Annotated in this window: 6 protein-coding genes; 1 reads left to right on the forward strand and 5 read right to left on the reverse strand. The window is 71.3% G+C overall.

Features of this window, described 5'->3' with window-relative positions; all coding sequences use genetic code 11:
* The 5 genes from ACH4PY_RS36985 to ACH4PY_RS37005 form a co-directional block, all read right to left on the reverse strand.
* Positions 1–1912: type I polyketide synthase (locus ACH4PY_RS36985; RefSeq protein ID WP_398192913.1), on the reverse strand; the 1912-nt coding region annotated here is incomplete at its 3' end.
* Between the two features lie 313 nt (positions 1913–2225).
* Positions 2226–3017 (reverse strand): thioesterase II family protein, encoded by a 792-nt coding sequence (locus ACH4PY_RS36990; protein WP_398192914.1) that lies wholly within the window; start codon positions 3015–3017, stop codon positions 2226–2228.
* Positions 3014–3238 (reverse strand): acyl carrier protein, encoded by a 225-nt coding sequence (locus ACH4PY_RS36995; protein WP_398192915.1) that lies wholly within the window; start codon positions 3236–3238, stop codon positions 3014–3016. Before ACH4PY_RS36995 ends, ACH4PY_RS36990 begins: the two co-directional genes overlap by 4 nt.
* Positions 3235–5280, reverse strand: coding sequence for an HAD-IIIC family phosphatase (locus ACH4PY_RS37000; RefSeq protein WP_398192916.1), 2046 nt, complete (start codon positions 5278–5280; stop codon positions 3235–3237). Before ACH4PY_RS37000 ends, ACH4PY_RS36995 begins: the two co-directional genes overlap by 4 nt.
* 6 nt (positions 5281–5286) lie before the next feature.
* Complete coding sequence (locus ACH4PY_RS37005) at positions 5287–6318, reverse strand: 3-oxoacyl-ACP synthase III family protein (RefSeq protein ID WP_398192917.1); 1032 nt, start codon at positions 6316–6318, stop codon at positions 5287–5289.
* 269 nt (positions 6319–6587) lie between these two features.
* On the opposite strand from ACH4PY_RS37005, the gene ACH4PY_RS37010 reads away from it, so the two are divergent.
* Positions 6588–13660, forward strand: a 7073-nt coding sequence (locus tag ACH4PY_RS37010; protein ID WP_398192918.1) for a type I polyketide synthase, incomplete at its 3' end; no start/stop codon positions are given.

Here is a 13660-nt window from a genome sequence, read left to right on the forward strand (position 1 = left end):
GGATCACACCGTAGGACCGGGCCAGTGCGAACAGCGCGGTCTCCACCGCGAACAGCGCGGCCTGCGTGAACAGCGTCTGATCCAGACGCCCGTCCTCCCCGCCCTCGTCCGCCCCGCCGAGGACGACGTCCTTGAGCGGGGCCGGGAGGTGCGCGTCCAGGGCGGCGCACACCTCGTCGAAGGCCTCGGCGAACACCGGGTGGGAGTCGTAGAGTCCGGCGCCCATGCCGGGTCGCTGCGAGCCCTGCCCGGTGAACACCACTGCCACCCGGCCCTCGCCCGCCGCACGGCCCCGCACCACCCCCGGCACCTCAACACCACCGGCAAGCCCGGCCAGACCCGCCAGCAGCCCCTCACGGCCGGACCCCAGCACCACCGCCCGGTCCTCGAACACCGCCCGCGAACCGATCAGCGACACGGCCACATCCACCGGCGACACCTCACCGGCCGACACCACCTCCAGCAGCCGCCCGGCCTGCCCGGCAACCGCACCCCCACCACGACCCGACACCACCCACGGCACCACACCCGACACCACCGGCAACTCCGCCGAAGACACCTCCTCCGCCACCACCGGCGCGTCCTCCAGCACCACGTGGCAGTTCGTGCCGCCCATGCCGAACGAACTGACTCCCGCGACCAGCGGCTGACCCGGCTCGGGCCACTCCGACAGTTCGTGCTGCACCGCCAGCCGAAGCTCGTCCAGCGGTATCTCGGGATTGGGGGTCTCGTAGTTGAGACTGGCCGGGAGTTCGCGATGGCTGATGCTCAGCACCGTCTTGATCAGACCGACGATGCCTGCCGCGCCTTCGAGGTGGCCGACGTTCGTCTTCGCGGAGCCGACCAGCAGCGGGCGGTGCGCCTCGCGGAGGGTGCCGAGGGCGGCGCCGAGGGCGCGGGCTTCCAGAGGGTCGCCTATACGGGTGCCGGTGCCGTGCAGTTCGACGTACTGGACGGTCTCGGGACGGGTGCCGGCGCGCTCGTGGGCGAGGCGGATCACCTGCTCCTGGGCGCGGGCGCTCGGCACGGTGAGGCCGGGGGTGGTGCCGTCGCTGTTGACGGCGCTGCCCCGGATGACGGCGTGGACGCGGTCGCCGTCGGCGAGCGCGCGGGAGAGCGGTTTGAGGATGACCGCGCCGCCGCCCTCGCCGCGTACGTAGCCGTTGGCCCGAGCGTCGAAGGTGTAGCAGCGGCCGTCGGGGGAGAGGCCGCCGAACTTCGTGACGGCGACGGTGCTCTCGGGGATGAGGTTGAGGTTGACGCCGCCCGCGACGGCGAGCGTGGACTCGCCCTTGCGCAGGCTCTCGCAGGCCAGGTGCACAGCGACGAGGGCCGAGGACTGCGCGGAGTCCACGACGAGACTGGGACCGTGGACGCCGAGGACGTAGGAGAGCCGGTTGGCGATGATGCCGCGCTCGACACCGGTGAGGGAGTGCCTGGTGATGCCTGCGGCGCCGCCGTACTGCTGGAGCAGGGTGGCGTAGTCGTCCATGATGGCGCCGACGAAGACACCGGTCCGGGTTCCGCCGATGCTGTCGGGGGCGATACGCGCGTTCTCCAGGGCCTCCCAGCCCAGTTCCAGCATGAGGCGCTGCTGCGGGTCCATGGCGACGGCTTCCTTGGGCGAGATGCCGAAGAAGTCCGCGTCGAAGCCGTCGACCCGGTCGAGGTAGGCGCCCAGTCGGGTGATCGCCTTGCCGGGTGCCTCACGGTCGGGGTGGTAGAGCTCGTCCGCGTCCCAGCGACCGGCGGGTGTCTCCGTCACGGCGTGCCCGCCGGCGCGCAGCAGCTGCCAGAAGGCGTCGGGGTCGGGTGCGCCAGGGAGCCGGCAGGCCAGGCCGATGACGGCGATCGCCTCGGTGGTCGGAGTCGCGGTCGATGCGGCGCCGATCGGGGTGCGGTCAGTACTCATCGTGCTGCTTACCTCTCGTCGTCATCAGCGCTCGTCGGCTACGGCGTTCGTCGCTCGGCGTTTTGTGGTCGGCGCCCGTTCACCGGCGTCGTCGGGCCTGTGGAGCCGGCGGCTTCGCGGGCCGTCGGCCGGCTCGCGGGCGTGGCCGTGAGGTGCGTCCGCAGGACGCGAGCGCGGGCCGACCTCAGGGCGGGTCGGCCCGCGCGCGGTACGTCCGGTCGGCGGTGCGTCCGGTCGGCGGTGCGCTCGGCGGGCGGCGCGGAACCGGGACGAGGACGGGCACCCGGGCCCGCGGGCCCGGGTGCCCGACCGGTCAGGAGCCCACGGCGCCCGCCGCCGGGGCCAGGGTGTCGGCGAGGCTCCGGCGCAGCAGGCCCAGGAACTCGTCGGTCGACTCCCGGGTGAAGAAGTGGCCGCCGGGGAGGCGGTGGACCCGGAATTCGTCCCGGGTGTGATCGAGCCAGCGCTCGGGTTCGGCGCCCTGCATCAGCGGGTCGGACCGCCCGCTGAACACCTCGATCGGCACGGGCAGCCGGGGCAGGAAGGTGCGGTCGTGGCTGCGGCACAGCCGCAGGTCGTCGCGGGCCATGTCGAGTGCCGCGGCGAGCCATTCCGGGTAGGCCAGGATCGCCTCGGACATGCCGCCCAGCTCCATGAGCACCTGCACGAGTTCGTCGTCCGGCAGTTCCGGCAGGCTGCCGAGGGCCGGCGGGCGGTCCGGCGCCGGGTAGGCGCTGACGAGCAGGACCTCCGGGAGCGGCCCGCCGGTCCGGAAGAGCCGCCGGGTGAGGTTGTACGCGACGAGCGCGCCCATGCTGTGCCCGTAGAGGGCGAACGGCCGGTCGAGGGCGCCGGAACCGGAGAGCTCGTCGACCAGTTCGTCGGTCAGCGCCTCCATCTCCCGGAGCCGCGGCTCGCCGTTGCGCGTCTCCCGGCCCGGGAGCTGGACCGGCACCAGCGCGACGTCCGCGCCGAGACCACGCTGCCAGTCGCCGTACGCGGAGGCTCCGCCGCCCGCGTGGTGGAAGCAGAACAAGCGGATCCGGGCCTCCCCGGCCGGCTCGCGGGTGAGGTACCGCGAACGCCGGGAGAGCGGGGTGCTCACGCCGCCACCAGGTCGTAGACCCGCTCCAGGCTGGGGGCCTCCAGGAGGTCGGGCAGCGCGATACGACGTGAGGTCTCGCGCTCCAGGATGACCACGAGGGACAGCATGTGCACCGAGTCCCATCCCGGCACCCGGTCGAAGGGGAGCCCGACGTCCTCCTTGGTCACGTCGAGGCCGAGCTCGTCCCGCAGGAGGGTCACGAAGTCGTCGAGGGTGTTCACGAGGGCTCTCCAGGGGGGCTGCCGGCGCCGACGGGGCTGCCGGACGGGTGGTCGGTCTGAAGGGGCGGTGCTTTGTCCGCCGCGCCTGCGTTCTCCGACGAGGCCGGGGACGACGGCGTACGGAAGGAGGCCTGCAGGCGGACATGGGACGGTGCCGCCGGGATCTCGGCGAGGTCGTGGCGGAACACCGCGGTGGTGCCGTCGTCCGACACCTCGGTGAAGCCGACGAGCGGATAAAGGCCGCGTACCTTGCCGTTCTTGGCGGTGCGCCGGTGAGTGCCGATGACCTCCTCCGCCCCCGTGGCCTTGAAGTGGCCGAGCAGCGCGCTCAGGCACGCCTGCTCGATGCCCCGGGAGAACACCCGGCAGCTGAGCAGGAAGTTGTCGATCCTGGCCGTCCCGCCCTCCTGCCGGGCGAGAACCGCGCCGACCAGCCCGTTGTCGCCGAAGCGGTCACGGGAGTGGACGGCCAGCACGAGCGCGGCCGGATCGGCGCGCAGGGCCTGCACATCGGACTGCTGAAGCCGCTCGGTCGTGAGGTTGAACTGGTTCGTCCGCTGCGTGATCTGCGACAGCCGGGGGACGTCCCGGTCCTCGGCCGCGGTGAAGCGCACCGTCACGTCCAGCTCGCGCAGGTAGTCGTCCAGCGAGTCGAAGCTGTCCAGGAAGTCCTTGCGCTCCAGCTCCTCCCGGTAGGTGGACGCCCTGGCGCGGTCCGCGGCGGTCAGCTCCAGTACGTCGAACCAGCCGTCCCGCAGCAACTTCTCGATGTGCAGGGCCGGTTCGGTGTCCAGCCGTACCACCGCGACGTCCGGCAGCTCGCGGCGCACCAGCCCGCACTCGTACGGGCTGTCGTCGGCGAAGACGAAGGAGTCGACGCCGAGGTTCAGATCGGCCGCGAGCTCCTTGAGGTTCTCGTGCTTGGGGCGCCAGTTGGCGACGACCCGGACGAAGTCGGCCTCCCGCAAGGTCATGTGCGGGTGGGTGCCGAGGACCTCCCGGACCGGGGCCAGGTCGTTCTTGCTGACGGCGGCCAGCAGCACGCCCTGCGAGGTGACCTGCTTGACGGCCTTCTGGAACGCCCGGAACGCCTCGCCCCGGTAGGACTCGGCGACCTCGATGCCCTCGATGCCGTCCTCGCCGAGGACGCCGCCCCAGACCGTCTCGTCCAGGTCGAGGACCAGCACCTTCTTGGTACGGCCGGTGAGGGCCCGTGCCAGGTGCCCGACCTCGCGGGCGTAGCGGCCGAGCAGCGCCGAGGACAGGTGCGCCTTCGTGTAGAGGCTCAGCCGAGGATCGGCGACGGCGACCCCCTCGGCCACCAGCGGGTCCAGGTCGACGACCACGACCCCCGGGGCGCTCGCCCCGAGGCGCAGCAGGCGGGCGTTGGCCTCGCGCCACAGCGCCCCGACCAGGGCGCGGGAGCGGTGGTCGACAACCTGAGCCGTCACACCGTACGGCAGGGGGAGGGTGTTGAGGACGAGGGTGCCGCGGCCGGCGGCGGCGGAGCGCTGGACCAGTCGCTCGATCAGCGCGGTCTTCTCGGCCAGCACCCGCTCGACGTCCGACGGCCCCCAGGGGGTGGGCAGTTCGTCGAGGACGACACGCGGGTCGAGAACGCACAGGACGACGTCGGGCTCGGCCGCGTACAACGCGCTGCCGGGGTCGCCCAGATCGAAGACGTAGCTGTCGAAGTCCGAGACGAGCGGGTCCAGCAGGATGCCGTGCCGGGCCAGTTCCGCGGTCAGCGGCGGCACCAGAGCGGCCAGCGTGCCGTGGCCGGTGACCGCCACCCGCAGGGCGGGGACGTCCGGATGCAGTCTGCGGACCTCGTCCGGCCCGAGCCGGGCCAAGTGGTTCCCGGCGCGCAGGAGGTCGTTCTCGGAGAGATCGGTGAGCAGCTCCCGGAGCTCAGGGTAGTGCTCGGCGAGCTGCCCGGAGCGCTGGAGGGCATGGAACCGGGCCGCCGGGTCCGGGGCAGGGGCGGAGGGCGTCGCAGCGGTGTCGGCGACGGCGGGCGTGGAGGCGGTGGGCTGCGTCACGGCGGATCAGACCTTCTCCAACGCGAAGCCGGCCTTGATCCACTTGCTCGACTCGACCGCCACGCACAGGGCCCGGTCGCCCTCGGTCATCTGCGGCAGCGCCCGCTCCAGCTGCAGGAAAGGCACTGCGTTGCCGGTGTTGGCGGTCTCGCGCACGCAGGTGATCTCCTCCGCGCCCGGGATGCCCAGCTCCGCCACGATGCGGGCCGTCATCTTGCCGGACAGCTGGGGCGGCAGCAGGTAGTCGATGTCGGTGTCCTGCCAGCCGAGTTCGTCCAGGATCTCCTTGGCGATCTCCGCCGACATCGTCGGCACGGAGTCCTCGATCGCCTTGTAGTCCTCGTTGACGGCCTGCTTGTCCGAGCCGCGGTCGGTCCGCCCGAACCACTCGACGCTCTGCCCGGGCGGCCGGTTCAGGCCGGTGAGCCGGGTGTAGATGTGCCGGATCGACGCGGTGCCCGGCACCGGGTCGGTGGTGAGCACGGCCGCGCCCGCGCCGTCCCCGAACAGCACGACGTTGACCAGCTCGGAGGGGTGAAGCGTGCGCAGGTCCAGCGTCACGTCCAGGTGCTTGGCACACACGTCGCCGCCGAGCACCAGCACGTTCCGGTGCTGCCCGGTCAACAGCATCTGCCGGCCGAGCTCCAGGGCCTGCACGGCGCCGGAGCAGCCGGACTGGAGCTGGTAGGAGGGCACGTCGTTGATGCCCAGCCGGTCGGCGATCAGGTTGACCGTCGCCGGCATCAGCTGGTCGGGCGTCGCCGTGCCCAGCACCATGCCGGTGATGTCACCGGGGCCGAGGCCGGCGGCCTCCAGGGCCCGCCGCCCCGCGGTCTCGCCCAGCTCGGCGAGCGAGGAGCGGATCTCGCCGCTTTCCAGGTCCACCGCCAGGTGGCGGGTATCGGTACCGACGAATGCGTCGATCCACTGCTCCCACAATGCGTCCATCTGGAACCGGCGGGCGAGCGCCGCGTTGTCGAGAGCAGGGCCGGGAAGCGCCGTTCCTACCGACAGGATGCGGACGTCAGGGGTGTCCATCCTGGTCCTTTCCGAGTGAATCGAGCCCGGGACGAAGGCCGGCGAGCAGCCTGTGGAGCCACCGGCCATGCTCGGAACCCGCGCTAAAGCCGCTCTAACCCACTGCTTGGCCCCGAATCCGCTGATCAGCCGGGCGCACAGCCCGCTTTAGGCGTGAGAAAGCGCCCCGTTAGTGGGGTCGGCGAGCTTGCTGAAACCTGTGGCGTGCGGCCCTGCGTGGTCCCCACGGTCCGGAAACGAAGGTCCCGCGAGGAGAGAGTTGGTAACGCATGTCGTCGAACGAGGACAAGCTCCGCGACTATCTCAAGCGGGTTACGGCGGATCTGCACGTGACACGTCAGCGCGTCCAGCAAATGGAGAACGAGAATCAGCAGCCGATCGCCATCGTGGGTATGGCCTGCCGTTACCCCGGTGACGTCCGCTCGCCCGAGGACCTGTGGAACGCGGTACTCGGCGAAAGGGACGCGATTTCAGCCTTTCCCGCGAACCGTGGCTGGAATCTCGACACGCTCTACGACCCGGACCCGGACCACCAGGGCACGGTCTACTCGCGGGGCAGCGGATTCCTCCACGACGCCGACCGGTTCGACCCGGAGTTCTTCGGGATGAGCCCGCGCGAGGCGCTGGCGACCGACCCGCAGCAGCGCCTGCTGCTGGAGACCTCGTGGGAGGCGTTCGAGCGGGCCGGCATCGACCCCGCCACGGTGCGCGGCAGCCGGACGGGCGTCTTCGCGGGCGTCATGTACAACGACTACAGCTCCCGCATGACCCACATGCCCGACGGGCTGGAGGGCTACATCGTCAGCGGCAGCGCCGGCAGCGTGGCGTCGGGCCGTATCGCGTATACGTTCGGGCTGGAGGGCCCGGCGGTGACGGTGGACACGGCGTGCTCGTCCTCGCTGGTCGCCCTGCACCTGGCCGTGCAGTCGCTGCGCCAGGGCGAATGCGGCCTCGCCGTCGTCGGCGGTGCCACCGTGATGGCCTCGCCCAACGCTCTGCTGGAGTTCAGCCGCCAGCGTGGTCTGTCGCCGGACGGCCGCTGCCGTTCCTTCTCCGCCGACGCCGACGGCACCGCGCTGAGCGAGGGCGTCGGCGTACTCCTCGTCGAGCGGCTCGCGGACGCCCAGCGGTTGGGGCACCCGGTGCTCGCCGTGATCCGCGGTTCGGCCGTCAACCAGGACGGCCGGAGCAGCCAGATGACGGCGCCGAACGGTCCTTCGCAGGAGCGGGTGATCCGTCAGGCGTTGGTGAGTGCGCGTCTGGCGTCGGCGGATGTGGATGTGGTGGAGGCGCACGGTACGGGTACGCGCCTGGGCGACCCGATCGAGGCGCAGGCGCTGCTGGCGACCTACGGGCAGGGGCGGTCGGAGGACCGGCCGCTGTGGCTGGGGTCCATCAAGTCCAACATCGGGCACACACAGGCGGCCGCGGGCGTCGCGGGCGTGATCAAGATGGTGATGGCGATGCGGCACGGCGTCATGCCGCGCACGCTGCACGCCGACGAGCCTTCGCCGATGGTGGAGTGGGATTCGGGTGCGGTGGAGCTGCTGACGCAGTCCCGGGAATGGGACGAGGTGGACCGTCCGAGGCGTGCTGCGGTGTCCTCGTTCGGCATCAGCGGGACGAACGCGCACGTGATCCTGGAGCAGGCGCCGGAGGGTGACGCGGGCGAGGCCGGTGAGGCCGGTACTTCGGTGGTGTCGGGTGTGGTGCCGTGGGTGGTGTCGGGTCGGGGTGGGGGTGCGGTTGCCGGGCAGGCCGGGCGGCTGCTGGAGGTGGTGTCGGCCGGTGAGGTGTCGCCGGTGGACGTGGCCGTCTCGCTGATCGGTTCGCGGGCGGTGTTCGAGGACCGGGCGGTGGTGCTCGGTGGTGATCGTGAGGGGCTGCTGGCGGGTCTGGCCGGGCTTGCCGGTGGTGTTGAGGTGCCGGGTGTGGTGCGGGGCCACGCTGTGGGTGAGGGCCGGGTGGCGGTGGTGTTCACCGGGCAGGGCTCGCAGCGACCGGGCATGGGCGCCGGACTGTATGAGACGCAGCCGGTGTTCGCCCGGGCCTTCGACGAGGTGTGCGCCGCGCTGGACGCGCACCTGCCGGTGCCGCTGAAGGACGTCGTCCTCGACGGGGAGGGGGGCGGGGACGGGCGTCTGGATCAGACGCTGTTCACGCAGGCCGCGCTGTTCGCGGTGGAGACCGCGCTGTTCGCGCTGGCCCGGTCCTACGGTGTGATCCCGCACGTCGTGGGCGGGCACTCGGTCGGTGAGGTGACCGCCGCCCACGTTGCGGGTGTGCTCTCGCTGCCGGACGCGGCACGCCTGGTCACCGCACGGGGACGTCTGATGCAGGCCGCCCGGGCCGGCGGGGCGATGATCGCCGTCGAGGCCACCGAGGACGAAGTACTGCCCCTGCTCGGCGAACACCTCTCCCTGGCCGCGGTCAACGGGCCGACGTCCGTCGTGGTCTCGGGTGACACCGATGCGGCGGAGGCGGTTGCGGAGCATTTCCGTGGTCTGGGGCGGCGGACCCGGCGTCTCACGGTCTCCCACGCGTTCCACTCGCCCCACATGGACACCGTCCTGGAGGACTTCACCCGCGAGATCCGTGCGCTGGACTTCCGGGCCCCGCAGGTCCCGGTCCTGTCGAACGTGACCGGGGTTGTGGCTACCACCGGGGAGCTGACGTCACCGGAGTACTGGGCTCGTCACATCCGCGGGACGGTCCGCTTCCACCACGGCATCCAGCACCTCGCCACCGAACACGCCGTCACCGCCTACCTCGAACTCGGCCCCGACCCCGTCCTCACCGCCAGCATCACCACCACCGTCAACGGCGACGCCCTCGCCGTCGCAGCACTGCGCAAAGGCAAACCCGAGGACGAGACGTTCCTCACCGCCCTCGCCCACCTGTGGACCACCGGAACCCCCATCACCTGGGAGAAGATCCCCGCACTGACCGGTGGCCGAGCATTCGAGCTTCCGACCTACGCCTTCCAGCACGAGCGGTACTGGCTCGAAGCCCCCGTAACCACCGGTGATGCCGCCGGTCTCGGCCTGGCTGTCGCCGGGCACGGTCTGCTGGGTGCGGCCGTGGATCTGGCGGACGAGGGCGGTGCGGTTCTCACCGGCAGGCTGTCTCTTGCGGCTCAGCCGTGGCTGGCGGATCACATGGTGCTGGGCAGTGTGCTGCTGCCGGGCACGGCGTTCGTGGACCTGGCCGTCGCAGCGGGTGACCGTGTCGGCGCCGGACACCTCGAAGACCTCACCCTGCATGCACCGCTGGTGATCGCGGACGGCGAGGGCGTGCAGCTCCAGGTCACGCTCACTCCCGATGAGGGCGGATACGGACTGGGTGTGCATTCCCGTTCCGAGGACGGGGACGGTCCGTGGGTCCGGCACGCGACCGGCCGACTCACCGTCCAGACTGCGGAAGTGGCCGATGACGCGTCGGTATGGCCTCCGAGCGACGCCCGGCCTGTTGATGTGGACGGTCTCTACGACCGTCTCGCCGCCCGGGGTTATGAGTACGGGCCGCTGTTCCAGGGTCTGCGTGCTGCGTGGCGCCACCCGGACGGGGGTGTGTCCGCCGAGATCACCCTGCCCGCCGACGACACCGCCACCGACACCACCGGGTTCGGTATCCACCCGGCTCTCCTGGACGCGGCCCTGCACGCGCTGCTCCTGGACGACCGGGCGGGCGAGCCGGTGGTCGTGCTGCCGTTCGCGTGGAGCGGGGTCACCCTCCACGCCACCGGCGCCACCACCCTGCACGTCCACTGGACGACCACCGGCGAGAACACCCACGCCCTCACCGCCACCGACCCGGCCGGGACACCCGTCATCACCGCCGACGCCCTCACCGTCCGCGAGACCACCACCGACCAGCTCGCCGCGCTGACCCCCGCCCCCACCACCGCGGACGACCTCTACCAGCTCACCTGGACCCCCACCCCCGACACCGGGGCCGGGTCCGAGACCGCCGGGTACACGGGTGAGCTGGTGGTCCTGGGCACGGAAACCTTCGGTCTCACCGGTGTGCCCGTCCACACCAGCCTCGATGACGTCCCCGCGAACGCCCACGTGCTGCTCACCGTCCAGCCCTCACCCGACGACGCCGGCCCCGCCCACACCCACACCGTCCTCACCGACACCCTGACCGCCCTCCAGGCGTGGCTGGCGCATCCCGGCCACACCGACGGGCACCTGACCGTCGTCACCCGCCACGCCGTCACAACCCACCCCACCGACCCCGCCCCCGACCTCACCGCAGCAGCCGTCTGGGGCCTGGCCCGCACCGCACAGACAGAACACCCCGACCGCCTCACCCTCCTCGACCTCGACCACCACCCCCTCACCCCCCACACCCTCACCACCACCCACCACCACCCCCAAACCGCCCACCGCAACACCACACCCCACACCCCCCACCTCACACCCACCACAGCACCCACCACCACCGACACCACCGTGCCGACCACCCTCGACCCCGAAGGCACGGTGCTGGTGACCGGCGCCACCGGCACCCTGGGCTCCCTCTTCGCCCGCCACCTCGTCACCCGCCACCAGGCCAGGCACCTCCTCCTCGTCAGCCGCCGCGGCGCCGACGCCCCCGGCACACACGAACTCACCACCGAACTGACGGAACTGGGCGCGGAGGTGACGTGGGCCGCGGCCGACCTGTCGGACCGTGAGGCGACAGCCGCGGTGCTGGCCACCGTCCCAACCGAACACCCCCTCACCGCCGTCGTCCACACCGCAGGCGTCCTCGCCGACACCCTCCTGCAGAACCTCACCCCCGAAACCCTCTCCGAGGTCCTGCGTCCGAAGGTGGATGCCGCCTGGAACCTCCACCACCTCACCCGCGATCTCGACCTGTCCGCGTTCGTGCTGTTCTCCTCCATCGCCGGGATCACCGGGAACGCCGGACAGGCGAACTACGCGGCCGCGAACACCTATCTCGACGCCCTCGCCCACCACCGCCACGCCCACCACCTCCCCGCCACCTCACTCGCCTGGGGCCTGTGGGGAGGCGACACCACCGGCATGGCCGACACCCTCACCCAAGCCGACCTCGCCCGCATCGCCCGAACCGGCATCGCCCCCCTCACCACCCCCCAAGGCCTCACCCTCTTCGACACCGCCCTCACCACCACCCACCCCACCCTCACCCCCGCCCACCTCGACACCACCAACCTCAACGACCAAAGCCCCCTCGTACTGCGCGGCCTGGCGCCCCGGGTGCGTCGTCGGCGTTCGGCGGCCGGTGCCTCGTCGACCGGTGATGGCGCGGGTGTAATGGCCAGGCGGTTGGCGAATCTGGACGAGGCCGAGCGTCGGCATGTGGTGTTGGAGACGGTGCGTTCGGCGGTGGCGGGTGTTCTGGGGTTTGCCGGGGTGGAGGCAGTCGGGCCTGATCGGGCGTTCAAGGAGTTGGGTTTTGATTCCTTGATGTCGGTGGATCTGCGGAATCGTCTTCAGCAGGTGGTGGGTCTGCGGTTGCCGGCGACGTTGGTGTTCGACTATCCGTCCTCGTCCGTCCTGGCCGGATTCCTGCTTGCGGAGTTGGTGGGATCGTCTGCCGAAAATTCGGCTTCCGCGCTGCCCGTTCCTTCCGCCTCTTCTGGATTGGACGCCGGGGATCCGGTGGTGATTGTCGGTATGGCGTGCCGGTTCCCGGGTGGGGTGGATTCGCCGGAGGGGTTGTGGCGGTTGGTGGAGGGTGGGGTTGATGCGATCTCGGGTTTTCCGACGGATCGTGGGTGGGATCTGGAGAGGTTGTACGACCCGGATCCGGAGGCTGTGGGTACGTCGTACACGCGTGAGGGTGGGTTTCTTTACGAGGCGGATCGGTTTGATCCGGAGTTCTTCGGGATGAGTCCGCGGGAGGCGGTGGCGACGGATCCGCAGCAGCGTTTGCTGTTGGAGACGGCGTGGGAGGCGTTCGAGCGGGCGGGTATCGATCCGGCCACCGTCCGCGGCAGCGACACCGGAGTTTTCGCCGGCGTTATGTACAACGACTACGGCTCGCGCATGCAGCAGGCATCGGAGGGCTTCGACGGGTTCTTCGCGACCGGCACCGCGGGCAGCGTGGCGTCGGGCCGTATCGCGTATACGTTCGGGCTGGAGGGTCCAGCGGTATCGGTCGACACCGCGTGCTCGTCCTCGCTGGTCGCCCTGCACCTGGCGGCGCAGTCGCTGCGTCAGGGCGAATGCAGCCTGGCTCTGGCCGGTGGCGTCGCGGTGATGTCGACCCCGACCACCTTCGTGGAGTTCAGCCACCAGCGCGGCCTGGCCCCCGACGGCCGCTGCAAGCCCTTCTCCGCCGATGCCGACGGCACCGCATGGGGCGAGGGCGCCGGTCTCGTCCTGTTGGAGCGGCTGTCCGACGCCCAGCGCCTCGGCCACCCCGTACTCGCGGTAGTACGCGGCAGCGCGGTCAACCAGGACGGCGCCTCCAACGGCCTCACCGCACCCAACGGCCCCTCGCAGGAACGCGTCATCCGTCAGGCGCTGGCGAACGCCCACCTCACCACCCTCGACGTCGACGTCGTCGAGGCGCACGGGACAGGTACGCGCCTGGGCGACCCGATCGAGGCGCAGGCGCTGCTGGCGACCTACGGGCAGGGGCGGCCGGAGGACCGCCCGCTGTGGCTGGGCTCGGTGAAGTCGAACATCGGTCACACGCAGGCCGCCGCGGGCGCTGCGAGCGTGATCAAGATGGTGATGGCGATGCGGCACGGCGTCCTGCCGCAGACCCTGCACGCCGGCGAACGGTCGCCCTACGTCGATTGGGACACCGGGGCGGTAGAACTCCTCACCCAGGCCCGCGAGTGGCAGGACGTCGGGCGCCCGCGCCGGGCGGGCGTGTCCTCCTTCGGCCTGAGCGGGACGAACGCGCACGTCATCCTCGAGCAGCCGGACGCCTTCGTGGACAGGGCCCCGGAGGTCCACGCGACCGACACCGAGACCGAGGCCGAGACCGACACCGAGACCAGTACCTCGGTGGTGCCGTGGGTGGTGTCGGGTCGTGGTGGGGGTGCGGTGGTCGGGCAGGCGGGTCGGTTGGTGGAGGTGCTGGGGGCGGGCGAGGACTGGTCGCCGGTGGATGTGGGGCGGTCGTTGGTGGGTTCGCGGGGGGTGTTCGAGGATCGGGCGGTGGTGTTGGGGTCTGGCCGTGAGGAGCTGCTGGCGGGCCTGGCCGGGCTCGCTGGTGGTGTTGAGGTGTCGGGTGTGGTGCGGGGTCGTGTGGTGGGTGGACGGACGGTGTTTGTGTTTCCGGGGCAGGGGTCGCAGTGGGTGGGTATGGCGGTGGAGTTGTTGGATTCGTCGGAGGTGTTTGCGGCGCGGATGGG

Origin of the sequence: Streptomyces sp. NPDC021224 (genome assembly GCF_044332905.1) — a bacterium.
Lineage (GTDB): Bacteria > Actinomycetota > Actinomycetes > Streptomycetales > Streptomycetaceae > Actinacidiphila.

Excerpts from the sequence above, each read along its gene's own strand:
- ACH4PY_RS37005 (WP_398192917.1), bottom strand. The coding sequence starts at position 6,318 with ATGGACACCCCTGACGTCCGCATCCTGTCGGTAGGAACGGCGCTTCCC.